General features: G+C 66.5%; 22 protein-coding genes. 13 read left to right on the top strand and 9 right to left on the bottom strand.

All coding sequences use genetic code 11. The features are described 5' to 3' along the window. Positions 1-54: 54 nt before the first annotated feature. The gene (locus tag EAT49_RS00395) at positions 55-774 is read right to left on the bottom strand and encodes a hypothetical protein (RefSeq protein ID WP_123640255.1); all 720 of its coding nucleotides are present in this window, start codon (positions 772-774) and stop codon (positions 55-57) included. Between the two features lie 783 nt (positions 775-1,557). Here EAT49_RS00395 and EAT49_RS00390 point away from each other — a divergent pair. From EAT49_RS00390 to EAT49_RS00370, 5 genes are all read left to right on the top strand, one after another. After that, complete coding sequence (locus EAT49_RS00390; RefSeq protein ID WP_123640254.1) at positions 1,558-1,956, top strand: hypothetical protein; 399 nt, start codon at positions 1,558-1,560, stop codon at positions 1,954-1,956. Positions 1,957-2,036: 80 nt separating this feature from the next. Next, positions 2,037-2,387, top strand: coding sequence for a hypothetical protein (locus EAT49_RS00385; RefSeq protein ID WP_123640253.1), 351 nt, complete (start codon positions 2,037-2,039; stop codon positions 2,385-2,387). Between the two features lie 91 nt (positions 2,388-2,478). Then, entirely contained in the window at positions 2,479-2,850 is a 372-nt protein-coding gene (locus tag EAT49_RS00380) for a hypothetical protein (RefSeq protein WP_123640252.1), read from the top strand. A 139-nt stretch (positions 2,851-2,989) separates the two neighbouring features. Then, entirely contained in the window at positions 2,990-5,029 is a 2,040-nt protein-coding gene (locus EAT49_RS00375; protein ID WP_123640251.1) for a hypothetical protein, read from the top strand. Positions 5,030-5,050: 21 nt separating this feature from the next. Continuing rightward, positions 5,051-5,350, top strand: coding sequence for a hypothetical protein (locus EAT49_RS00370; protein WP_123640250.1), 300 nt, complete (start codon positions 5,051-5,053; stop codon positions 5,348-5,350). 308 nt (positions 5,351-5,658) lie between these two features. Here the strand turns inward: EAT49_RS00370 and ggt are convergent, their stop codons facing one another. Beyond that, positions 5,659-7,443, bottom strand: a complete 1,785-nt coding sequence (ggt, locus tag EAT49_RS00365) for a gamma-glutamyltransferase (RefSeq protein WP_123640249.1) — start codon at positions 7,441-7,443, stop codon at positions 5,659-5,661. A gap of 511 nt (positions 7,444-7,954) precedes the next feature. Here ggt and EAT49_RS00360 point away from each other — a divergent pair. Next, entirely contained in the window at positions 7,955-8,287 is a 333-nt protein-coding gene (locus EAT49_RS00360) for a hypothetical protein (RefSeq protein WP_123640248.1), read from the top strand. A gap of 313 nt (positions 8,288-8,600) precedes the next feature. On the opposite strand, the gene EAT49_RS00355 is transcribed toward EAT49_RS00360, so the two are convergent. Next, on the bottom strand, positions 8,601-9,464 hold the full coding sequence (locus tag EAT49_RS00355; RefSeq protein ID WP_123640247.1) for a universal stress protein: 864 nt from the start codon (positions 9,462-9,464) through the stop codon (positions 8,601-8,603). Positions 9,465-9,833: 369 nt separating this feature from the next. Between EAT49_RS00355 and tnpA the strand changes: the two genes are divergently transcribed. The 5 genes from tnpA (at position 9,834) to EAT49_RS00325 (ending at position 16,866) form a co-directional block, all read left to right on the top strand. Next, positions 9,834-10,151: an IS66-like element accessory protein TnpA gene (tnpA, locus tag EAT49_RS00350; protein ID WP_246003710.1), complete on the top strand. Its 318-nt coding sequence runs from the start codon at positions 9,834-9,836 to the stop codon at positions 10,149-10,151. Beyond that, positions 10,148-10,498, top strand: coding sequence for an IS66 family insertion sequence element accessory protein TnpB (gene tnpB / locus EAT49_RS00345; protein WP_123640245.1), 351 nt, complete (start codon positions 10,148-10,150; stop codon positions 10,496-10,498). Before tnpA ends, tnpB begins: the two co-directional genes overlap by 4 nt. Before the next feature lie 58 nt (positions 10,499-10,556). Further along, complete coding sequence (gene tnpC / locus EAT49_RS00340; RefSeq protein ID WP_123640244.1) at positions 10,557-12,203, top strand: IS66 family transposase; 1,647 nt, start codon at positions 10,557-10,559, stop codon at positions 12,201-12,203. Between the two features lie 201 nt (positions 12,204-12,404). Next, positions 12,405-14,126 (top strand): cation:proton antiporter, encoded by a 1,722-nt coding sequence (locus tag EAT49_RS00330; protein ID WP_185020593.1) that lies wholly within the window; start codon positions 12,405-12,407, stop codon positions 14,124-14,126. 37 nt (positions 14,127-14,163) lie between these two features. Next, the gene (locus EAT49_RS00325) at positions 14,164-16,866 is read left to right on the top strand and encodes a cation-transporting P-type ATPase (protein WP_221181409.1); all 2,703 of its coding nucleotides are present in this window, start codon (positions 14,164-14,166) and stop codon (positions 16,864-16,866) included. Positions 16,867-17,347: 481 nt separating this feature from the next. On the opposite strand, the gene EAT49_RS00320 is transcribed toward EAT49_RS00325, so the two are convergent. Next, positions 17,348-18,202, bottom strand: a complete 855-nt coding sequence (locus EAT49_RS00320; RefSeq protein WP_123640242.1) for a universal stress protein — start codon at positions 18,200-18,202, stop codon at positions 17,348-17,350. Positions 18,203-18,555: 353 nt separating this feature from the next. Here EAT49_RS00320 and EAT49_RS00315 point away from each other — a divergent pair, with 353 nt between their 5' ends. Both EAT49_RS00315 and EAT49_RS00310 read left to right on the top strand, forming a co-directional pair. Beyond that, a complete protein-coding gene (locus tag EAT49_RS00315) occupies positions 18,556-21,045 on the top strand; it encodes a cation:proton antiporter (RefSeq protein ID WP_123640241.1) in 2,490 nt (829 codons plus the stop codon). Positions 21,046-21,203: 158 nt separating this feature from the next. Beyond that, a complete protein-coding gene (locus tag EAT49_RS00310) occupies positions 21,204-21,437 on the top strand; it encodes an acyl carrier protein (protein WP_123640240.1) in 234 nt (77 codons plus the stop codon). A gap of 167 nt (positions 21,438-21,604) precedes the next feature. Here the strand turns inward: EAT49_RS00310 and EAT49_RS00300 are convergent, their stop codons facing one another. The 5 genes from EAT49_RS00300 to EAT49_RS00280 all read right to left on the bottom strand — a co-directional run bounded on the left by EAT49_RS00300 (position 21,605) and on the right by EAT49_RS00280 (position 24,535). Further along, the gene (locus EAT49_RS00300; RefSeq protein WP_123640238.1) at positions 21,605-21,862 is read right to left on the bottom strand and encodes a hypothetical protein; all 258 of its coding nucleotides are present in this window, start codon (positions 21,860-21,862) and stop codon (positions 21,605-21,607) included. Then, positions 21,859-22,533 carry a YcbK family protein gene (locus EAT49_RS00295; protein WP_123640237.1) on the bottom strand — a complete coding sequence of 225 codons (675 nt, stop codon included), beginning with the start codon at positions 22,531-22,533 and terminating at the stop codon, positions 21,859-21,861. Before EAT49_RS00295 ends, EAT49_RS00300 begins: the two co-directional genes overlap by 4 nt. Positions 22,534-22,695: 162 nt before the next feature. Further along, positions 22,696-22,983 carry a DUF6127 family protein gene (locus EAT49_RS00290; protein ID WP_123640236.1) on the bottom strand — a complete coding sequence of 96 codons (288 nt, stop codon included), beginning with the start codon at positions 22,981-22,983 and terminating at the stop codon, positions 22,696-22,698. A 19-nt stretch (positions 22,984-23,002) separates the two neighbouring features. After that, complete coding sequence (locus EAT49_RS00285) at positions 23,003-24,079, bottom strand: DUF2793 domain-containing protein (RefSeq protein WP_123640235.1); 1,077 nt, start codon at positions 24,077-24,079, stop codon at positions 23,003-23,005. A gap of 75 nt (positions 24,080-24,154) precedes the next feature. Further along, positions 24,155-24,535 (bottom strand): hypothetical protein, encoded by a 381-nt coding sequence (locus EAT49_RS00280; protein WP_185020592.1) that lies wholly within the window; start codon positions 24,533-24,535, stop codon positions 24,155-24,157. Positions 24,536-24,586: the final 51 nt, after the last annotated feature.

Genomic DNA, 24,586 nt, shown 5'->3' with positions numbered 1-24,586 from the left:
TGCCGCTGTCCCGGCGATGTTCAAGGCCCGCGGCGCACCCGAGTGGCGAACCCCCTACCCCGCGGCCTTCTGCAGAAGGTCCGCCCGCAGCGCGAGGCCCGCGTCCAGAAACGCCTCCAACTCCTCGGGGGTGGTGACGGCGCGCGTCAGCCTGAGGTCGAGCCCGCTGCGCCTGAGAATGACGATCCTCTGCACCCTGCCTCCCGTGCGCGCGACCGGGTCCTCTGCCACGACGCGCGCGATGGCGGCGGCGTCGAACCAGGGATGGGGGTCGACATTGGCCAGCACCGACATCGTGATCCCGCCGGGAGGCGGAAACGCCTGCAACTCGCCCAACCCTTCGGCGATATCCGCGTCGAGAAACCGCGACAGCACGCGCCGCGCCAGGTTGCTGTCGAGGGCACCGCTGAAGGTGGAGAGCGCCTGCGGCAGGTCCCGGTGCAGGTCCGGCGAATAGATCGCAAGACCGCCGGGAAAGGAGGGCTCCTGCATGTGGAGCACCGTGCCGCCGCCATCCCCGCGGCCCTTCTTCGAGGGCGCCGCCGGGCTGATCGTGAGGCTGAAGGCACCGGCCGGGTCGGACAGCCGCATCTGCTGCCGCTCGCCGCGCCGGTCGCCCACCAGATCGAAGCGCAGGCCGCGCCGGTCTGCGAGGGCGCTCAGGGCCTCGCGGCCGCGTTCGCGCGCCCGGGCCCGCTGCCGCGTCTGCCAGATCAGACCGGCGAAAAGCAGCGCGGTGCCGCCGAACACGATCACGTTCATCAGACTATCCATGGGTCGCCCGTTCTCTCCGCGTCGCGCCATCACGGCAGTTCCCGCGCCGGCCGGCTGGTCGAGGACCATCCTCGCCATAGGCCCGGGTCGGCGCAGTCTCCGTCCCGCCGCGCTCCCGGAACGACCGATGCCGCACCGGACCGCCCCCGTGCGCCGCGAGCCTCGGGCAGTCGGACGCGATCCGCATCCCTCATTTGGGGCAGACGGGGTTTCCGAAGGCGGCCGGGCTGTGTCAAGCCCAGATCAAATGAGCGGCTTTCCGGACAACGAGCCACGATCGGAGGCGCCGTTACTTTCCATTTGTGACCCGGCGCCGCGGCGTCGAATCAGATGACGTTGCGTGCGATGTCTCGAATGAGTTCTTTTCTGTCCTATTATCGCTTGCCGATTATCCGATCTCGTATCAAAGCTTCCGTTGCGACTGGCCGACGACCGGCTGATCGAGTCGAACTGACGCTCAGCAGATCCATCAGACCCATGCAGCACCCGGTACCCAGATCAACATGCGGGATATCCGCTCCGGAGACCTACCGCATCTGCGGTTCCGCGATGGTCGACGGGTCTTCGGAAAGCCTCATGGCAGGACCCGGCTTCATTCCCGGACAGGATCGTCACTGGGTTCGTCAGCGTCGGCTCGCCGTTGCCGGATTCCGATCAGCCGTGGCCTGATTTCCCCCCTGCCGGGTGGCCCGTTTCTGATGCCGCCCCGAACCAGCGACTGCCCTGACCCCCGGACACCGGGCTGTCATGGCGCGCAAACCGAAGATCAAAACTGGAGATTCCATGACTCGTTTCTTCGCCCTTGGCAGCGCGCTGTGCGTCTGCCTTCTCGGGACTGCGGCCGCGGCGCAGTCCTTTGACCAGGAGCCGTTCGCGATCTCGCTTGGCGTGACCTTCTCGGCGCCCATGGACCACGGCATGGCCATGACGTCGGACTACGACGACCCGCTGGGCGGCCTCGGCCCGCTTCTGGGCGGGGTCGACACGCTGTCCGCCACCGTCGCGACGGGCGGGATGACCGCAGTCTCGAACGCGACCGCGGCGGTGATCGACGGCGAGACCGCATCGTCCTCGAACGGCGGCGCCTCTTCGAATCCGTTTGCGCCTCTCAGCTCCGAGGTCAGCATCGGCGGAAACGGGTTCACCTCGTCCGTCGGTAACGGGACCTACGGGTACAACTGAACCTTCATGGACGTCCGCCCCCCGCCGCGCCCCGAGACCGGGGCAAGGCCGGCGCGGACCCTACCTCAGGAGAACATGCAATGACCATTACGAAGACCCTGATCGCAGCCGTCGTGGCCGGTCTCACCTCGGGCGCCGCCTTCGCCGACCCGTACTACGAACCCTCCGCGCCCTTCGCGATCTCGCTCGGCGTGACCTTCGGCGGCGAGGGCGTGCTGGCCCTCGACACGCTTTCCGCCTCCGTCGCCACGGGTGGCGGGGTCGCGATGTCGAACGCCACGGCGGGGATCATCGGCGGCGACAGCGCCTCCTCCTCCAACGGCGGCGCGAGCTCGAACTCCGACGCCGGCCTTCAGTCCCGCGTCATGATCGCCGGCGAGGGCTTCACCTCGACCGTGGGAACGGGCAAGTCGGTTCACCTCGTCCACTGAACCCGTGCCGGACCGGACCACGGTCCGCACCCCGGACCGGCCGCCCGCGCTGCGGGCAAGGCCGGTCCGGATTACCTGAAGGATATCGATCATGACCCCTTATTCGACGTTTCTGGCGATCGCCGCGGTTTCCGCCCTGCTGCCGGCTGCGGCAGCGGCGATCCCCAATCCGGAGCCGGCGTCGCCTCCCTTCGCGCTCTCGCTCGGGGTGACCTTCTCCGGCGAGGCCATGCTCTCGCTCGAAACGCTGTCCGCCTCGGTCGCCACCGGCGGCGGCACCGCGCTGTCGAACGCGACCGCGGCCCGCATCGACGGAGCCGGAGCCTCCTCGTCCAACGGCGGCGCCAGCATGGGATCCGGCCTGAACTTCCACTCCACGGGCCTTCGGTCCACGGTCGCGATCGACGGGGACGGGTTCCGGTCCTCCGTCGGCCCGGGCGGGTACATCCACCCGGCGCCGTGACGCAACGCCCAGAGCGGCGCCCGTCGCCCCGACAGGGCGACGGACAGGCGAGGCGACATGCCCTGCAGGATGCCGCCTCGCCGCCGAACCCCGGGAACAACCCCCAACACAAGGCCGACAAGGGCCGACCGAAAGACCGATGATCTCCAGCTTCTCCTCCCGTGGCCGTCGCCTGGCGGCCGTGTCCTGTGCCTCTCTCGTCCTCGCTGCCGGTCCCTTCGCCGCATCGGCGCAGGAGCCCGCGACGTCCGATCCGGCCCCTGCCCCGAGCTTCGTGCCGCTGACCACCAGTTTCATTCTGAACGGGACCGCGCTGCATTACGGGATCGAGTCCACGGCCAACCTCGGCGTGACCATCGGCACCGGCAGCGATCCCGTCACGCCGCTCTCCCTCACGGCCGCGCGCGACAGGTCGCTGGTCGAGGAGGTCGAGGGCGGCGTCTTCCACCGCCGCCAGACCGGGCAGTATTTCCAGTCCCGCACGGTGACGCAGGAGCGACGGATCACGACGGTCCGGGAAGAGGCGATCGATGTCTCCGGCTCCATCACACGGCTGACCTTGACCGGCCGCTGCCTCCTGCCCGGATCGGACCCCGACGCCTATTGCACCTATACGCCGGGCCTCGTGATCGGCGAGGATCGCATCGACCCGGACACGCTGGTCCCCAGCGGCTTCGACGTCGACCGCGGCTTCGGCACGGTGATCCCGAGGGCGACCCACGAGGCCCTGAAAGCCCCCGGCTTCCAGCGCGGCGGACCGGGGATCGACGACAGCGTGGCGCTGATCGCGGACATTCCGAACGCCGGGTTCACCTTCTCGGAGACCCGCGACGGGCGGAACGGGATCACCCGCGAGGAACGGACCGAACTGCGGCCGATCCTCTCCTTTTCCGAGGTCGAGCAGAACCTCTACAGCACCGACAGCCGGGCCGCGCTCGACCGCACGATCCGCGGCGGCGTGCTGCTGCCGGACGAGGACTGGACGGGCGAGGCCTTCGCGCTCCAGGCGCTCGCGATGCTTCTGCCGTCCTATGACGCCACCCTCGCCCCGGGCGACGGCGCGCCGGACCTGAACATCAGCAACAACCTCTTTCACGCCGCCAACAACCTGCGACTGCCGCCCGACAGCTTCACCGTCTATTTCGGAGCGCGGGCCTGGGGCGACCATTCGCAGACCGCGCCGACCCGGGCGTCCGAGACGCCGGTGGCCTGGGCCGACGGCGTGTGGCTGGGCTTCTCTCCGGTGAGCAGGATGACCCGGACCGCCGAGATGAAGATCGTTCCGACCTCCGAGCGGCGGACCATCCGCGAGTCCCTGCGCGAGGCCGGCGTGACCTACGACCTCGATCCGGAGATCACCGGGAGGATCTCGATCTTCGACCTCGCGACCCAGGGTCTCGCCGAGTTCGACATCACCAACATCCAGGACATCTACGTTCAGGCGGGCGGCGCGTTGACCGAACAGGAGGCGATCCGGCGGATGACGACGACGGAGACCTGGCGCTATTCCTATGTCCCGCACCTGTCCTGGACCGGTAACCGGACGGACGGCACCAGCGTGCTGCGCTACTTCGCGGGCGTCATCCTCGATGACGAGCCCAACGCCTATGTCGGCGGCGACTACACGGTGAACACCGAGACCGGGGTGCGGGCCACCATTGGCGCGACCGTCCATGCCGATCCGACCTACGACCATTTCAGCCGGGCCTTCGGCAGCCTCTCCCACACCGTCTCGCTGGGCGCGGGACAGGTGTCCCTTGGTGTTTCCGCCGCGGCGGAGATCGATCGGCCAGAGGTGGACGGCAGTCTCGAACCGGGCGGCGACGACACGCTGCTGGACCTCACCGCGTCCTACCGGGAAGGGCCCGCGACCGTGACCCTGCGACAGCGGTTCACCAATCTCGGCGAGGACGACCGCGGCGACAGCACGACGATCGGCTTCGGCTACAGGATCGGCGAGAGGGTCTCGACGAGCCTCGACGTTACCCCGGCCTCGACCGAGAACAGCTTCATCGAGGCGCGGGCCGGACTGCAGGTGGCGCTCGGGGAGGACGCGGGCGGGCCTGCCTTGAGCCTGCACTGGGCCCGCGCGGCCTACGACTACGGCGAGGACGCCGTCGGCAACGCGCTGCGCGTCACCGAGGACAGCCTCTCCGCCGCGCTCGAGATCAGCTTCTGACCCATGACGAAAGGGACGATCATGACCCAGCAGCTCCGCCTCTGCTGCCTCACCCTCTCCGCGGCGCTGACGGCGCTCGCCGCCTCGGCGGAGACCCCAAAGATGGAGATCCAGCTCAGCCTTGTCGTCGACGGGGACCAGGTGGTCGGGATGAGCTACTCCACGGCATCGGGACCCTTCGTGGCCACCGCGGAGCTCGCCACGCCGGCCGGTGTCGCGACGGGCGCCATCGCCTCGGTCGATCCGGTCACCAGCATCGAAACCGAGGGCGTGGGATTCGGTCTCTTTTCCTCTCCCGTCGGAACCCACCTGCCCGAGTGACCGCCCGTCATCGCGCCGAACCCGGAATGGGCAGCGCGAAGCGATCCTGCCGGTCTTCCTCGGGGGAGCGCCGGCGACGACCGCCTATGCCCGGCCATCGCATCCTCCGGGATGACGTGCATCCTGCGTCCCACGCTTCTTGCGCCCGGCATCGCCGCAGCGATCCTTGACCGGAAGCAGAGGTTGCGGGCGAGGCTTGCGCGGGTCCTGGCCCCCGTCCGATGGAACCGCGTGGGCAGTCCGCCCCTTTCCGCGGTTCAGTGGGATTGGCGGTGGCTTCGCATTCCGAAACCACCGCCGTGCTGGCGTCAGTCGCCGAGTGCGATGCCCTCCCGCCGCGGATCGGCCCCGCCCACGAGCATCCCGTTCTCGAGCGCGATGACGTGAAGGCCGCTGGTCAGGTCCTGAATGCTCGTCTCGAAGCCGGCCTCCTGCAGCGGACCGTCCAGCTCGAGGGCCGCCGTGCCGGCCTCGATGTCGAAGGTACCGAAGCGGTTCACGAGATGCGGTGCGGAAACCGCCTGTTGCGGATCCATGCCCCAGTCGACGTAGTTGATGATGCCCTGAACGACGTAGCCGATGATCCGGCTGCCGCCCGGCGAGCCGATCACCAGAAGCGGCTGATCGTCCTGCATCACGATCGTGGGCGCCATGGACGACCGCGGCCGCTTTCCGGGCTCGACCCGGTTGGCGATGGGCCAGCCGTTGTCGTGCGTCGTGAAGGAGAAATCGGTCAGCTCGTTGTTGAGCAGGAAACCCCGCACGAACAGGCGCGACCCGAACCCGTTCTCGATCGTCGTGGTCATCGAGAGCGCGTTGCCTTCGGCATCCACGATCGAGATATGCGACGTCGAGGGCAGTTCCAGCGAGGCGTCGTCGCCCCAGAGCATCGCATGATCCCATTGGGGCTCCCCCGGCGCGACCTCCTCGAGCGATCGCGACGGATCGAGAAGCTCCGCCCGGAGATCGAGATAGGCCGCGTCCACGAGCCCTTCGGTCGGCATCGGCACGAAATCGCTGTCGGCCATGTAGCGGCCGCGATCGGCGAAGGCGAGCCGCGAGGCATCCCCGATCAGCGTCCAGGCCTCGGGGCTGTCGGGGCCCATGCCGGCGAGGTCGAACGCGTCCAGCATTCCGAGGATCTGGCCCACGGTCAGGGCGCCCGAAGACGGCGGTCCCATGCCGCAGACCCTGGTCTCGCGATAGTCGACGCAGACCGGGGCGCGCTCGACGACCTCGTAGGTCGCGAAGTCCGGCATTGCGAGAAGCCCGCCGTTGGCCTGCACGACCTCGACGATCGCCTCGGCGATGGGACCGTCGTAGAAGGCACCGCTGCCGCGTTGCGCGATCGCCCGCAGAACGTCGGCATAGTCCTGATTGGTCAGCGTGTCCCCGGCCTCGATCGGCGATCCGTCCGGGTAGAAATAGGCCGCGGTCGCCTCGAACCGCGGCAGGCGGTCCTCGGGCTCGTCCGCGACCAGAGTGGCGAGCCGCGGCGACACCGTGAAGCCGTCCTCGGCAAGCGTGATGGCGCGCTCGAACAGGCTCGCCCAGTCCTGCGTGCCCCAGCGGTCGTGCGCCGCTTCCATCAGCGCCGGCGTTCCGGGGGTGCCGACGGACCGGCCGCCGACGACGGCCTCCCAGAAGTCGAGCGGCTCACCGGTCTCGTCCTGGAAGTACCGCGGCGTGGCAGCCAGCGGCGCCGTCTCGCGACCGTCGAGCGTGGTGATCTCGCCGCTCGCGGCATCGTACCAGACAAGGAAGGCCCCGCCCCCCAGGCCCGAGGATTGCGGCTCCACGAGGCCGAGCACGGTCTGAACGGCCACCATCGCGTCGGCAGCGGTTCCGCCGTTCCGCAAGACCTCGGCCCCGGCCTCGACGGCGAGCGGATTGGCCGCCGCCACCATCCATGTATCGGAGGTGACCGGTTCGCCGGCCTCCTTGGCCTCGACCGCCGCCGCGGCCTCCGCGCTCAGCCCCTCCACGACACCGGCCGCCGCGCCCTCGGTCGTGACGGCATCGGCCGCTTGCTGCGACATGGCGGGTGTCGAGGCCAGCGCGGCCAGCGCCAGCGTTATCCAGCGTGATGGCATGGCAATTCTCCAGTTCCGGATTTGGAATGGGGGAAGAGTGCGCCGCGGGGCCGCTGGCGCGCAAACGTCCTGCGGACCGATGCCGTGTTACGGCGGATTCTCGCCGGGTCCGAACGACTCGACATCCTGTTCCGCCGGGTGAAGCCCGTGAGACGGGAAGATACGACACCGCGGAATCCGCCGATCGGTTCGAGCCCGCCACCCGACCCCAGCCCCGACCGCACAACCCTCGATACGACAGAAAAATCCGGCCGGAGCCGGATCGGGAGAACGCTTTCGCAGGGGCAAGTGGCGGAGGGGATGGGTCTGATATCCAACCTTCTCCACCCTAACTTATTGTTTTCATTTATTCCAAAATTGTACTTCGTGCTTCGCCGATCAATTATGGCGCGGTCCGTCGACCTTCCTCCCGCAGGGCAGATGACAGGCAGTCTAGCCGCACGTGCACGTTCGTTGGCATTGCCGCGCCACCGACGTGGCGTCCGCCGGTGCACTGTGATAAGAATGTAGCATGAACAACACGAGACTTTTCGGCGAGTTCGTAGAGCGACTGCAGCGAACCGGGATCAGCGCGGACACGCTTCGTGCCACCGGCGCGCTGATGTGGCGTGGTGTTCTGCTTGGAACCGCGCTCTATCTGCTTCTCGGCGAGGATCCTGAAGCCAACCTCAAGCTCAATGGCGTTTCCTACATCGTCGCCGTCGTCTGGTCCTACTATGACGGCATGTTCGCCAGACGGGTTTGGTCGATGGCGTTCGTGGAGGCGATCTTCCTGCATCTGCTGGGGATCCAGGTCGGCAATCTGCTCGCGGTGATCTTCGGCAATCCGCTGCTCGGGACATGACAGGCGGCGGACGACAGTTCCACGCGCCTCCCCGCTCGCTGACCCGCATCAGGACGCTGCATGAACGGTCGCGCGGTGAAGGCGGCGAATCGCGGCATGAGAAGTGGTCCCTCGTGGAGGTAGACGGTGAACGCAAGGTTCTCTTCGAGGCTCACAGCACTGAAAAAGCTGGCGCTTCGCCGCCCCTCGAACAACGCCTCATGACCCTGCGGGAGGCGCTCCGCGGACCGCGGACGGTCTCACGGCAGATCTGGCTGGCACTTGAGGACTAGCCTGCGACCCGTCATCGACGTTGCCAAAGCCGACGCCTCGCTCATGCTCTGCGTTGCGGGGGAATGGCGAGGACGTCGATCTGTGCTGTCTTGAGCACCTGCTCCGTCACACTGCCGATGAGCATCTTGGCCAGTCCGCTTCGGCCATGCGTCGACACCACGATCAGGTCCGCCTGCTCTTCACCGGCCGCCTTCAGGATTTCGTGCGGCGCCGGCGCAGCCTCGTAGCGCACGATCTGCCTCAGGCGGCCCAGATCTGTCGAGGAGAGGAAGCGAGCAAGATCGAGGGAAGCGTCGCGCTGTTCATCCTCGAGGTAGTGCTTCTGATCGTCTTTCGGGATCGAATGGCTGAAGGCAAGACGGAGCGCAGGAGCATCAAAGACATGAAGCAGCGACGTCCGGGCATGGTCGGCAAGCCCCAGCGACTGGAACCGCAGCAACGCGTCGCGCGAGCGGTCGGACAGGTCCGTCGTCTGCAACACGTGGCGGTAGTGCCCTGCCGGTGTGGCGTTCACCATCAGGACCGGACAATCCACCGACCGGATCGTCCGCTCCGCCGTGGTGCCGAGGAACACGTCCCTGAGCACCTGGCGTCGATGCGGGCCGATGACGAGAAAGTCCGGCGTCGCGTCCGCCACGGCTTGCGCGATGCCGACGAATGGGGACGCGAGGATGACACGCGTCTCGCAGATCACGCCGTCCACGTTCCGCAGCGTGGCGGCCATCTGGCGAAGCAGCGTCAAGGCCTCGTCGCGCTCGGCGTCCACAATCCGGCGCGGCTGATCGTCGTCGACAACGTGCACCAGCAGCATGGTGGCTTCGAACTGGCGGGCCAGAAGGGTCGCGCGCCGCAGCGCCCGATCCGACCGCTCCGAAAAGTCCGTGGCCACCATGATTTTCTTCATCGTCTCCGGTCCCGGGCCATGGCCTCGCGCTTGTGAGCGATGCGGTGCGACGCATCAAGCTCTGTCTGAATCATCTCAGCTATCCTATAATACGCTATCTTAAGCCAAACTCGGTGAAAAGGCGCCAGCATGTCACGCGAGCAATATCGGACCGTCAAGGAGGTCGCGGACCTCCTTCAGGTCAACGAGGTCACCGTACGACGCTGGATCAAGGGTAACCCTCCGGCGGAAGCCGTCTGACGGGACTGCGACGCCGGTGCTAAGTCCGACCTTATGGCCGACCATAGGTTCAGACCCAAGATCGAAATCCTTTCCGCCGCGGATGTGCCGCGGCGGCGGCATTGGAGTGATGCGGACAAGATCCGGATCGTGAAGGAGAGCTTTCTGGGTCATCGCCAGGTGGCTGCGACGGCTCGGCGGCATGGTGTGTCGCGCTCTCTGCTGACGATCTGGCGGCGGCAGTTTCGCGAGGGGGGGTTGTGTGACGAGACGCGGCCGGCCTTCCTCCCGCTGTCGCTCTCGCCGGAAGTGCCTTCGGCAATGCCCGCGGCTGCTCCGGCCGCGGCCCGCAACCGCCCTGATGTGCGGCTCGAGGTCATGCTGCGAAACGGGCGTCGGCTCTTCGTCCCGTCGACGGTGGACCCGGAGATGCTGGCGCGGCTCCTTCCGGTGCTGGACGGCCGATGATCGCCTTCCCGGCGGGGGTGCGCGTGTGGATCGCCGGCGGGGTGACAGACATGCGGCGCGGGATGAACACGCTGGCGTTGCAGGTCCAGCAGGGGCTCGGGCGCGATCCGCATGCCGGCGAGATCTTCTGCTTCCGCGGGCGTAGAGGCGACCTGGTCAAGCTGCTCTGGCATGACGGTGTGGGGATGTCGCTCTACACGAAGCGCCTCGAGGCGGGGAAGTTCATCTGGCCGACCAGCGGGAGCGGCGAGGCGGTTCGGATCTCCGCGGCCCAACTCGGCTACCTGCTTGAGGGGATCGACTGGCGCAATCCACGTTGGACGCAGCGGCCCACGAAGGCGGGATAAGTTCGCCTGATCGCCCTATTTTATTGTGCCTTTCCAGCGGCGTGGCGTAGAATGCGGCATGTCGGATGCCGCTTTGGAGATTGCCAGATTGCGGGCCGCCCTCGCGGCGTCCGAGGCGCGCGTCGAGACCGCGGAGGCCCGTGCAGAGACAGCCGAGAGCGAGTTGGCGCAGGCCCGTGCGGTCGTCTCGACCTCCGAGGCGATGATCAAGCACCTCAGGCTCGAGATCGCCAGGCTGCGGCGGGATCAATACGGCCACAGCTCGGAACGCCGCGCCCGCCTGCTCGATCAGATGGAGTTGCAGCTCGAGGAGCTCGAAGCCGCCGCCACCGAGGACGAGATCACCGCGGAGAAGGCGACCAAGACAACCCCGGTCGCCGGCTTCGAACGTCGCCGCCCGGCTCGCAAGCCCTTCCCGGAGCATCTGCCCCGCGAGCGCGTGGTGATCGAGGCGCCGACCGCCTGCGCCTGCTGCGGCTCCGACCGCATCGTGAAGATGGGGGAGGATATCACCGAGACGCTGGAGGTGATCCCCCGGCAGTGGAAGGTGATCCAGACGGTCCGCGAGAAGTTCACCTGTCGCGCCTGCGAGAAGATCAGCCAACCGCCGGCCCCGTTCCATGCAACCCCGAGAGGGTGGGCTGGGCCGAACCTGCTGGCCACGATCCTCTTCGAGAAGTTCGGGCAGCACCAGCCGTTGAACCGCCAGGCCGAGCGCTATGCCCGGGAGGGCGTCGATCTGAGCCTGTCGACCTTGGCCGACCAGGTCGGCACCTGCGCCGCTGCGCTGGAGCCGATCCACGGGCTGATCCGGGCTCATGTCCTGGCAGCCGAGCGACTGCACGGCGATGATACGACGGTGCCGCTCCTGGCGAAGGGCGGAACCCGGACGGCGCGGCTCTGGACCTATGTCCGGGACGATCGTCCCTTTGCCGGCGGCGCTCCTCCGGCCGCGCTGTTCCACTTCTCCCGTGACCGGGAGATGGCCCATCCCAACCGGCATCTCGCGGGGTGGCAGGGCATCCTCCAGGCCGATGCCTACGGCGGATACAACGACCTCTATCGCGGAGACCGCGACCCCGGGCCGGTCATCAGCGCGCTGTGCTGGAGCCACGCCCGGCGCAAGTTCTTCGAACTCGCCGATATCAAGGGGACCGTCCGCAAGGGCAAGCCCGCCCATGACATATCGCCCGTCGCGCTGGAGGCGGTGGCGAAGATCGACGCCCTCTTCGACATCGAACGCCAGTTCAACGGGCTGGACGCCACATCACGGCTCGAGGCCCGGCAACGGCTCTCCCGGCCGCTGGTCGAGGACCTGCACGACTGGATGCGGGCCGAGCTCGGCACCATGTCGAAGCACAACCCCGTCGCCAAGGCGATCGGCTACATGTTCAGGAAAGACCGTTGGGGCGCCTTCACCCGCTTCCTCGAGGATGGCCGGGTCTGCCTCACGAACAACGCGGCCGAACGTGCGCTCCGCGGCGTGGCCCTCGGCCGGAAGTCATGGCTCTTCGCCGGATCCGAGCGCGGCGGCGACCGCGCCGCCTTCATGTATTCCCTGATCGTCACCGCGAAGATGAACGACATCGACCCTCAGGCCTGGCTCGCCGATGTCCTCGCCCAGTTACCCGGCACGACCGCCTCCCAGGTGCCGAACCTGCTCCCGTGGAACTGGCGAACTTCAGAAAGCAGCCAAGCCGCCTGACCGCGGCCTACGCCGGATGCTTACGATCAAGGACGGCGAGCTCCGGGCGATCGATATCGGCAAGGGATGGCGGATCGGTCCGGAGGACCTCGACGCCTTCCTGGAAGGTCACGCGACGCGGCCCGCCGCTAGGCCAAACGGCGGCACGAACACGTCTCCGGAGGAGGCAGCGGCACAGAAGACGAAGGAACAGAAGAATTGATGGAAGTAATCGTTCAGTCGCCGTTTGCGGAGATCGCTGCACTGCTCGTTTTGGCGGCGGTGGTAGGCTTCCTCGGGATCATCCTGCGCCAGCCGCTGATCGTCAGCTTCATCGCGGTTGGCCTGATCGCAGGGCCCTCGGCGCTGGACCTTGTTCGGTCGGACGAGCAGATCAGCCTGTTGTCCGAGCTCGGCATTGCAGTCCTCCTGTTCCTCGTCGGCATCAAGCTCGACGTGAAGCTCATCCGCTCCCTCGGTGCGGTCTCGCTCCTGACCGGGCTCGGCCAGGTCGCGTTCACGTCGATCTTCGGCTACCTCATCGGGCTCGCGCTCGGGCTCGGGCATATCACCAGCCTCTACGTCGCCGTCGCGCTCACCTTCTCCTCCACCATCATCATCGTGAAGCTGCTGTCGGACAAACGCGAGATCGACAGCCTGCATGGGCAGATCGCGCTTGGCTTCCTGATCGTGCAGGACCTCGTCGTTGTGCTGGCGATGATCGTGCTCTCGGCCATCGGCATCGGTGCGGCGGATGGCGGCCATGGCGGCGGGTCGGTTCCGCTGGTTCTGGCCTCGGGCGTGGCAATGGTGGTGCTTGTCGTGCTCTTCGTCCGCTACGTCGCCAATCCTCTGACCGAGCGGCTGGCGCACGCGCCCGAGTTGCTCGTGATCTTCGCCATCGCCATGGCGGCGATGTTCGCGGCGGCGGGCGACATCGTGGGGCTCGGCAAGGAGGTGGGCGGCCTTTTGGCAGGCGTCGCGCTCGCCTCGACCCCCTATCGTGAGACCATTGCGGCGCGGCTCGCACCTCTGCGCGACTTCCTGCTGCTGTTCTTCTTCATCGCGCTCGGCTCCGCGCTCGATCTTTCCCTCCTCGGCGCGCATGTCAGCGGGGCGATCATCTTCTCGCTCTTCGTGCTGATCGGCAACCCGCTCATCGTGCTCGCGATCATGGGGGCGATGGGCTACCGCAAGCGCACGGGCTTCCTCGCGGGCCTTACAGTGGCGCAGATCAGCGAATTCTCCCTGATCTTCGTCGCCATGGGGGTATCGCTCGGCCATGTGCAGGAAGACGCGCTCGGCCTCGTCACCATGGTCGGCCTCGTGACCATCGCCGCCTCGACCTACATGATCACCTATTCGCATCAGCTCTATGCCGTGTTCGAGAGGTTCCTGGGCGTGTTCGAACGCAAGGGCACGCCGCGCGAGCCGTCCGAGGCCGGGACGCATCGCAACGACGGCCACAAGGTGATCATTTTCGGGCTGGGGCGCTTCGGCACCGCGATCGGGCTCCGCCTGAAGAAGAGGGGTATCAAGGTCCTGGGAGTGGACTTCAACCCGCTGGCCATTCGGCGCTGGCGCGAGCTTGGTCTCGAGACCGAGTTCGGCGACGCGACCGATCCGGAGTTCGTGGCCGAGCTTCCGTTGTCGCGGGCGGAATGGATCGTCTCGACCGTGCCGATTCACCCGACCGGCCTCAGCCACGAGGACACGCGCACGACGCTGATCCAGCTGACGCGCACCTCCGGTTTCCGCGGCCGCGTCGCGGTGGCGTCCCATCACCCGAGGGACACCGAGGAGCTGTTCGCGTCCGGCGCCGACATGGTGCTGGAGCCGTTCCAGGATGCCGCCGACCGCGCGGTGGAACTGCTCTGCGGTGCCCCCGAGGAAGAGCGCACCGAGATCCCGTCCATCGAAACGGAAGAGAAGCTGGCGTCCTGATCGTGATGCAGCGCAGAGGAAAGACGGACCGACCGGGATGACGAACCACAAAGAGCTTCTAGCCTATCACGCAATGCCCTCGGCCGCGGCACTGGACGTCCTCGCTTCCAGGTCAAGCGGGCTCGAAACCGGGGAATACACACGTCGCCTTGCGAAGCATGGCCCGAATCGCTTGCCCGAACCGCCGAAGCGCAGTCCGCTCCTGAGGTTCCTGTCCCAGTTCAACAACGCTCTGATCTACTTCCTGCTCGCTGGGGCGGCCGCAGCGGCGGCGCTGGGCCATGTCATCGATACCGGGGTGATCCTTGCGGTCATACTGGTGAACGCCATCGTCGGCTTCATCCAGGAGGGCAAGGCTGAGAGCGCGCTTGCGGCGATCCGCGACATGATCGCGCCCAAAGCCAGCGTCCTTCGGGACGGCAAGCGGATCAGCGTCCCCATGGCGGACCTCGTCCCGGGCGATGTCGTGCTCATCGAGGCGGGTGACCGCGTACCTGCCGATCTGCGGCTGCTGCGCGCCCGCAACCTGCGGGTGGACGAGGCGATCCTGACCGGCGAGTCTGTCGCGACGACCAAGACTACGGACCCGGTGTTGGCCTCCGCCGCTTTGGGCGACCGGACCTCGATGGCCTTTTCCGGCACCTTGGTGGCGACGGGGCAAGGCACGGGCGTTGTCTGCGCGACCGGGCTCGAGACCGAGATCGGTCGCATCAGCGCACTTCTAAGCAGCGTGGAGGAACTGACGACGCCGCTTCTGCGGCAGATTAACCGCTTTGGCCAGCGCTTCACCCGGTTCGCCCTGATCGGCGCCGCGGTTCTCTTCGCCTTCGCAGTCGGCTTCCGCGACTTCGGCTGGAGTGACGCGCTCATGGCCGTGGTCGCTCTGGCCGTTAGCCTCGTGCCGGAAGGTCTGCCGGCGGTCATCACGATCACGCTCGCCATCGGCGTCCAGCGCATGGCCACCCGCAACGCGGTGATCCGGCGCCTGCCCGCGGTGGAGACGCTGGGCGCCACTTCCGTGATCTGCTCGGACAAGACCGGGACACTGACGCGCAACGAGATGACGGCGCGCCGGGTCGTCACGCCGGGCCATGCCACCTTCGTGGAGGGTGGGGGCTACGATCCGGGCGAGCACCGGCTGTTCGACGACAGCGGGTCACGGGCGCCCGAAGGTCATGCGACCACGCTGTCGCTGATCCGCACGGGGCTGCTCTGCAACGACGCGCGGCTGCGCGTGGACGGGGGCGAATGGCATGTCGAGGGCGACCCGATGGAGGGCGCCCTCGTCACGCTGGCGCTGAAGGCCAGCTTCGATCCGGAAAACGAACGGGCGGAGTGGCCACGGCTCGACGACATCCCGTTCGACGCAGGCCACCGGTTCATGGCGACGCTGCACCGGATGCCTCTGGGCGAGCATGTGGTCCTCGTGAAGGGCGCCCCGGAGGCCGTCCTCGCGATGTGCGACCGGCAAGAAGGAACCGCGGGCGCGGCTCCGCTGGATCACGGCTTCTGGTCGGACAGAATCGCCGAGGCCGCCGCGCAGGGGGAGCGCGTGCTGGGCTTTGCCATGCGCCATGTGACCGACACGACGGACAGGATCGACTTTCCGGACGTCGAGAGCGGCCTCGTCTTCCTCGGCATCGTGGGCTTCATCGACCCGCCCCGCGCCGAGGCGATTGCGGCCATTGCCGAGTGCCGGTCGGCTGGGATCGAGGTGCGGATGATCACCGGCGACCACACGGCCACCGCCAGCGCGATCGCCCATCAGCTCGGGCTCGGGGAGAACCCCGCCGTGCTGTCGGGATCCGATCTCGACCGCCTGTCAGGCGAGGAGTTTACGAAGGCAGTGCGTGAGACCACGGTCTTTGCCCGGACCAGCCCCGAGCACAAGCTGCGCATCGTGCAGGCGCTCCAGGCCGAGGGCCGCGTGGTGGCCATGACCGGCGACGGGGTGAACGACGCACCGTCGCTCAAGCAGGCCGATGTCGGCGTCGCGATGGGCATCAAGGGCACCGAGGCCGCCAAGCAGTCCTCCGAAATGGTGCTGATGGACGACAACTTCGCCTCCATCGTCGCCGCCGTGCAGGAAGGGCGCACGGTGCACGACAACATCCGCAAGGTCGTCGGCTGGACGCTGCCGACCAATGGCGGCGAGGCGCTTACGGTCGTTGTCGCCATCCTGTTCGGGTTCGCCCTGCCCATGAGCCCGGTTCAGATCCTCTGGGTGAACCTCATTCTCGCCGCGACGCTTGGGCTGGCGCTGGCGTTCGAGCCCTCCGAACCAGGCGTGATGCGCCGAAAGCCACGGAGGCCCGACGCGGGACTGCTGACGCCCTTCATCCTTTGGCGGATCGTGTTCGTCTCGTTCCTCTTCGCTGGCATCTCGCTCGGTGTGTTCTTCTGGGTGCTCGGTCAGGGACGCGATCTGGAAACGGCGCGCACCATGGTCGTGAACATGCTTGTGGTGCTGGAAATCTTCTACCTGTTCAGCGTGCGGTACCTGCACATGACCTCGTTCACGCTGACCGGCGTGAAGGGCACCAATGCCGTGCTGATCGCGCTCGCCGCGGTCATTCTCGGGCAACTGGCTTTCACCTACCTGCCGTTCATGAACACGATCTTCGGGTCCCGTCCGCTCACTTTGGTGGAAGGCGGCATCATCTTAGCAATCGGTGCAGCGAGCTTCGTGCTCCTCGAAGTTGAGAAGCACTTGCTACGCGACCGCTTTGCCAAGGAGTGAGTGGAAGGTCGTGCGTACAGTTTAGATCCGGCGACCAGCCGACAAACTTGACACACGCTACGCAGCCACTCACGTTGCCAAACGCAGATACAGTCACTCATTATCCAGAGAAAGATCCTGATAATTCATGCAATCCGGCGGCGACAGAGGCATCGATAAAAGGGGGTTCGCTCATCCACGCGAGGTGGACGAGAACAGAATGCATCCTCGGGATTCCGGTTGCGCACCGACCCCACCCCCGCGAGCAGCTTGGCTCAAGACCTCATCCGCGGGAGAAGAAGCGTGATCCGACGCATCCCAGGATGTCACCCCACGCAATGCCGCATCCCCGCGACCAAAGGGAAGTGCTCAACCCGGACTACGAGCGACTTCTGGTCGGTCGTAGCTGGATCTAGCGCGGTCCTTTCAAGGTCTGCCAAGTTCATGCGCTCGTGATTGCGGGACAACCCATGGCTGTCTGCGCCTCAGCTGCACGTTCCGCCTACACTGGCGGTGGCACCGCGAGAACGTCTATCTCGAGACTGCTCATGAGCTCCTGGGCAACGCTTCCAAGGAAAAGGCGCTTCACGCCGGAAAGCCCGCGCGTTCCAATCACCAGAAGATCGGGTTTGGCCTGACCCACCAACCCTGCAATGGCTTCAGCGCCAATCCCCTCGATGATCCGAGCGTGATAGGTCAGTCCATCCATCTCAAGGCTCTGAATGAAATGCGCCACTTCTCGCCGGGTGGACTCGAACTCTCGCTCGGCTTCCTCTTGGACCCGCTCTACAGGGATGCCGGCATAGGTCATCATCTGCCGCGTGATCGGCGCGTAGGCATGGACGAAAGTCACTTCGGCGCCGTCCAGCAAGCCAATCGATTTTGCAATGCGCGCCGCATGCCCTGATGTCTCGGACATGTCGGTTGCGATGAATACCTTGCGCCACCGCTCGCCCGCCTTCGAATTCGCCATGAGAACCGGAAGGCCAGCCGTACGGGTGACCCGCTCGATCGTGGTTCCCACGAAAACATCGCGCAGGAATTGCCTGCGATGCGCGCCCATGACGATCAGATCGGCGGAATGTTCCCGCGCTGTCTCACCAATGACATGGAACGCATGACCGGTCGCAATCACGACCTCGTCACCGCGAGAAAGGCCGAAGCCATCGAGTTGCTTCGTCAACGCCTCCTCGGCGCTGCGCATTTCGTCACGCATTCGGGTCTCGAGCAGATCGTCTTCGACCACGTGCAATACGCAGAGCTTCGCCCCAGCTTCTTCGGCAAGCTGAACAGCCCGCTGAACTGCCGGCTTCGAACGGGAGGACAGGTCTGAGGCGGCGAGGATCGAAGTCAGCATCGAGATGGCGGTTTCTCTGATTGGGGGGCAAGTCCTTAAGAATATGACACCAAAGCCCCGACAGGAGAACCCGAAACCGCCGTGAGACGACGGCGTCGGACCACACCGGCGTCCCCGCGTCCACGCAGCGCGGTTCACGGAGTGCTGCTCGTCCTTCACACGACCGGGTGCCTCGTTCGCCGGACAGGTCGGACCGAGACTCAGCAAAGGTGCCTTTGACACGCCAGATCAAAGCCTTGCAGCGAGAGCAGCACATGCCGAGGATTGACGAGCGGGGCCGCAAACCCCATTAGCAAGAGAGTTCTCCCGGGTTCCAACCTATCAGAGCCGCACTGGCGGTCTCCGGCCATGTCATGGATGTCATCTCGCTCGTCGGCATCGTTGCCGCGCTCTTCATCGTCATTTCCCTGAGCGAGCCTTTGGCCGACCGTACTCGGCTGCCCTATACGGTGGTGCTTGCCATCATCGGCGTCTTGATCGGCACCGGCGCCGTGTTCCTGATCGAGAACGGCCGCGACATCGTCGAGCTGCCGCCCGAAATCGAGGCGTTCGGATTCCGCATACGGGCGAGCGTCTTCCTCTATGTGCTTCTGCCGACGCTGCTCTTCCAGGTTGCCCTGGGTCTGAACCTCAGGCGCATGGCCGATGACTGGGTGCCGATCCTCGTCATGGCGGTGCTTGCCGTCGTCGTGGCGACCTTCGCCATCGGCTTCGCGCTCACGCCCTTCACGACCCTGCCGCTGGTCGCCTGCCTGATGCTCGGGGCGATCGTGGCTACCACCGACCCTTCCGCGGTCGTCTCTATCTTCCGCAATGTCGCCGCGCCCCAGCGGCTGAGCCGGATCGTCGAGGGCGAGAGCCTTCTCAACGACGCGGCCGCCATCGCTCTCTTCGGGTTCTTCCTGACCTTCGTGATGCTGGGCGTGCCGAACCCGACGGCTCGCGACGCACTCGTGGATTTTCCGCTCCTGATCCTCGGCGGTCTCGGGACCGGGTGGTTCCTCGCCCGCCTCTGGATGCCGGTTCTCGCATGGCTTGAGCGCTTTCCGCTCGCGCAGATCTCGCTGAGCGTGGCGCTCCCGTATGTGACCTACCTCGTCGCGGATCAGGGCCTCGGCGTCTCCGGCGTGATCGCTGTGGTGATGGCGGGCATGACTTTAAACCATATGGCGCCGGGGCGGCTCTCTCCCGCCAATCTCGAAAATTTGCGCGAGATCTGGGAGGTGCTGGCTCATTGGGCGGGAGCGCTCATCTTCCTTCTGGCCGCCCTTCTGGTGCCGCGACTGCTCGGCGACATCGAGATCAACGACATCTACCTGATCGGCGTCGTGATCCTGGCCGCGACGGCGGCGCGATTGTTCATGCTCTACATCGTGCTTCCCCTGCTGACCTCGCTGCGGCTCTCGCCGCGGGTGGACGGCCCTTACCGCATCGCGATCCTCTGGGGCGGCTTGCGCGGCGCCGTCACCCTTGCGCTGGCTTTGGCCGTGACCGAGAACATCCGCGTCCCCCCCGACATCAAGCGGGAAGTCGGCATACTCGCGACCGGGTTCACCCTGTTCACGCTGCTGGTGCAGGGCACGACGCTGCGATGGATCGTCTCGCTGCTTGGCCTTGCCAAACTTGCGCCACTCGATCGCGCCTTGTCGAACCAGGTGATCGCCGTCGCGCTCGAGAACGTCCGCGAAGTTGTGGCCAACACGGCGAACCGGCACGAACTGACCCGTGACATCGTCCGCTCGGAAGCGAAGCGCTTCGCCGAGCGTCTCGATTCTGCGATGCAGGCCGCGTCGGACGAAATCCCGGATCGGGATCGGATCACGCTCGGCCTCGTGGCGCTGGCTGGCCGCGAACGGGACATGATCCTCGACGCCTTCAAGGAGCGGCAGATCTCGGCCCGTCTTGCGGAACGCATGCTGTCGGACGCGGACCGGCTGATCGAGCGCACCCGCAATGGTGGACGGGACGCCTACCGCAGCACCGGCCGGATGAGTCTCGCCCAAGGGGGCTGGTACAGACTGGCGACCAGGCTTCACAACCGGCTTCACCTCTCCGGCCCGTTGGCACGCATGACGGCGGACCGATTCGAGATCCTTCTCAACCAGCGCCTGACGCTGCGCGATCTGCACAGCTACATCGACGGCAAGATCCGGCGCATCCATGGACGGCGCGTCGCGGACCTGCTGCACGAGATTCTCGGCCGACGCGAGGAGGAAACACAGACCGCACTCGACGGTCTTCGGCTGCAATACCCAGGTTACGCAGAGGAAATCGAGCGACGCTTCCTGCGTCGAACCTCGCTTCGGCTCGAGGAACAGGAATACGATATTCTCTTCGCCGACGGGCTGATTGGCAAGGAACTGCATACCACCCTGAAGCAGGAGCTAGCCGCGAAGCGATTGCGCGTCGAGGCCCGTCCGGCACTCGACCTTGCAGTTCAAAAGGCCGAGTTGGTCCGCCAGTTTCCACTATTCTCGGGAATGGACGACAAGCAGCGCGAACGTCTGGCAGGATCGCTGAAGGCCAGGTATGTCCAACCGGGCGAGGTGCTCATGCGCAAGGGCGAAACGCCGCGGGAGGTTTGTTTCATTGCCTCGGGGGCGGTAGAGGTAGAAACCGCAGGGCAGAAGAGCCGGCTGGGCCGTGGCGACATGTTCGGGCAGCTCTCTCTCCTGAGCCGTCAGACGCGCCGGACGCAGGTCACCGCGATCAGCCACTCGACGTTGTTGGTTCTGGACGAGGCCCGCTTCCGGCGTCTGCTCTCGAGAAACGAGAGTATCCGCGCTGCCGTCCGAGCCAGTGCGGAGCAGCGCGGTATCAGTCTCGAGCATCTGGACCTGTAGCCAACAACTGCACATCGTCGGGTTGTTCGCGGAGAACTTCATGGTAACGATGGCCATGGCGCAAACAGACAACCTGCTGGCCAGCTGACCCCATCAGCCCGGTTGCCGCCTATGCGCTGCGCTCGCGTGACCAAGCGTAATGGAAGAGGAATCGAGCCATGGGCGATATTCCGGAACGCGTCAGGAAGATTCTTGCGTCGAAATTCGACGTGGAAGCCGCGAAACTCGTTCCCGAGACGTCCTTTAAAGACGACCTTGGTGCGGACAGTCTGGATACCGTGGAACTCGCTATGGCGTTCGAAAAGGAATTCGGCATTGAGATATCCGATGAAGATGTGGAGGCGATCGCTACCGTCGGAGATGCGGAGCGCTTTGTCGCAAAAGCCCTCTGAATCGAGGCGGTAATCCGCTCCTCGCCTGTTCCCTCATCACGGCATAGTCCGCCAGCATCTCCGCGATGGCAGACCGCTCCGGCAACAGGGCCAGTTCGTCGGCCGCCCGCGCTTGGAACTCCCGGCTGTACTCGACAACGGCCGGACAGGCCCCCAACGCTCCACCCTCAGAACCGACCGTTGCGCAGCCGCTCAGCAAGCTCGTAACGATCGCGAGGACGGCGAGCCGCCGCTTCCAGCATCTGGCGTTGCACGTCATTGGCCTTCTCCGTGGTTGTAAGGCGTTCAGCCAGCCGCCCCGCGCGCTCGCCGGACCGCCTAAGCGCAAGCAGGAACAGGAGCACGGCGAGGACGATGGCGCCGTAGCGCAGCGCCGACCGCATCCACGGGCTGGCGGCGATCCCGCCGAGCAAGGCGCCGATCATCGCCGCCCCCGTTTCCAATCGTCGAGCCGCGCGTAGATCGTGGCCGCGATCCCGCCGAGCGCCACGGCGATGAACACCCAGCGCAGGGTGTCGAGATACGGCACGAGCGGCAGGATGGCGGTCTGGGTCTCGGCCAGGACGCTCTGCGCCACCTCGATCCCGGCCGCACCCAGCGTCGCCACGCCAGCCGCCCCGCCACCTTTCATCGTACGGCTGTCGGCCAGCACCTCCCGCGCGGGTGGTGTCTCAGCTGCAAATGCCGTCGCCCGTACCGGGAAACGCTCGCCCCACTGCCGCGCGGGGCCAAGGTCGACATGCATGAAGCCCGAGCGCGGGTAGAAGCCGAAGCCTAGGAACCCGACGTCCCGCGCCGCCGCCTCGAACGCCGCCGGGTCGTGGTTCGCCATGGCGATGTCGAACGCGGCGCCGTCGAGGTGCTTCGAGCGGGTGGCGCCGCCCACGGCGCGGTTGTGCTCGGGACTGCGATAGGCCGAGCGGACGATCAGCGGCTTGCCAAGCCGGTCGCGCAGCGCCTGCAGCTTGTCGAGCGCGGGTTCGTTGATGAGCAGCTTGCCGGTGCCCCGGCAGGCGATTTCGGCCGGGCTGAAATTCGGCCAGCGCCAGGTGCTCTCCGGCACGTCGCGCCAATGGCGGTGGAAGGTCGTCGTCATGGGGGTCCTCCGAAAAACAAGTTTCCGGCCCCTCGCAGGGGCTCGGTGCGTTCGCCGTTCGGGAAGGTCCACTGGACCTTCCCGTCTGCCTGTCGGGCAGACCACGGCTCACCCCGCCTCGAGGGCGGGTCATTGCGGGCTGATGAATGGGGATGTGCGCGGCTACGGGTTGCCGCCGAAGATCTTGAGCTTGATGGCGATGCCGGCGAGCAGCGCCAGCATGACGCCGGTGGTAATCATGCGGACGGCGGTCTGCATGGCGGTGCGTCGCACCAGACGGATGCAGTCGACCAGGGAGCGCAGATCGCGGATGTCGAGCGCGGCCTCGTCGCCGTCGAGGCCGACATCGGCGAGCGCACGCTTCGCGCCTTCCTCGGCCGCCCGGGTCAGGATCGCTTCGAACTCGGCGTCGGGCATGCGCACGAAGCCTTCGGATCGGGGTGGTGTCATCTGATCCTCCTTCCGCCGCTCAGCCGACCTTGCAGCCCCAGAGGGACGTGTGATCGGCAGCGAAATACCCGTCCGCGACCCGAAAATACCCCTGGAGCTCGACGGTATCGCCCGCGGTGAGGGGCACCATGGTCTGCAGCCAGATGGCGGTGGCGAGCGAGACATGGGTGGCGGAGATTTCGCCGAGGGAGCCGCGGATTTCGGTGGTGCCGTTCAGGACCAGCCGCCCGCGCATGCGGGCCGTGGCGCTGGCGTTGATCTTGTAGAGCAGCGTCGCGCCGAAGAGGTAGGTGCCGTCCACCGGGGCCACGAAGTGGTTGTTCGCGGCGTCGAACGCGCCTTGATCGTTGTAGTCGGTGTTATTGAGGCCGATCTTCGTCCAGGTGCCGACTCCGACGTAGTTGTCGTAGTTGGTGTACGCCTTGAACCGCGGCAGCCGGGGCAGATCGACGATGCCGTTCGCGTTGTCGACGCTGAGCCCGTCGAAGAAGGTGCTGCCGTCAGCAGAGACCGCGAGCCGAAAGCGGTCGGAGCCGAACAGCCCGACCAGCGCCTTGGTTACGAAGCCGGTCTGCAGGGTCAGCCCGAGATCGTCTGCGGCGGCCTCCTTGTTCATGGTGTAGAACAGATCGCCGGTGCCGCCCTCGGCCACGGTCTTCGCGGTCCAGAGCGCGGCATTGAGCTTGGCTGAGAACGGGTTCGATGTATCGGCCGTCGTGCCGACCCCGAGGAGCGCCAGGTTCTGCAATGCCGCCGGTGTGGTGCCGACCCAGCCCGCGCCGTCGTAGACCAGCAGCAGTCCCTCGTCCTCGACCCATGACCGCCACCCGCTCCGAGGCGGCAGACGCAGCCACGCGCCGTCCGTCCAGAGCGCGACGTTCAGGTCCCAGCCCGCCCAGTCGCCGGTCGCGCCCGACCCGACGATGTAGCGGTCGCCATCGGCGGGCGAGCCGGGCGGCGCGGTCAGGTCCCGGTCGAGAACGGAGAGCTGGACGAGCCCGTCGAGCAGCCGCAGCGCCTCGTTGTGCGTGACATGCTTCTGGGCCTGCGCCGCCATGATGTAGGGCAGGAGGAGATGGGTCGTGGCGTCGGACATGGGCGGTCTCCAGAACGAAGAACGCCGCCTGCATGGCAGGCGGCGGAGAATGGCGCGGCGATCGGCGGTGGCGGGCTACCCGCGTTCGGGCGTCTCCGCTGGGATGGCCGAGAGCACCGGATCGGGCTTCGGCGCGTCCCACTTTGCGGTCATCGCGGCCCAGCGATCGATCTCGGCCCGGAAAGCCGGATCGTCGATCCGCAGATGAAAGGTGTAGAGGCGATCCACGATCTCGCGCATCAACGCGCGCATCTCGTCGTCATTGATCCGCGAGACCTCGGACCAGGGTATGCGTCGGCCCGCGGCGTCCTCCACGATGACGTCGCTGCCATCACCCGTGTGCGAAACGGGCGTGAGGCCGGCATGCAGGGTTTCGAGCTGCGTGTTTCGCACGCAGGCCACGGCCATCACTCTGGCAAGCTTGGCGGCAATCCAGTCTTCGTCCTCGGGGCGCATGTCCCAAGCCTACGACGTAGATCGCGCGCCGTGCCAGAACTCATTGCGCTA

Source organism: Histidinibacterium lentulum, assembly GCF_003789055.1.
Classification (GTDB): domain Bacteria; phylum Pseudomonadota; class Alphaproteobacteria; order Rhodobacterales; family Rhodobacteraceae; genus Oceanicola; species Oceanicola lentulus.
This window is presented reverse-complemented; position numbering and strand designations above follow the sequence as displayed.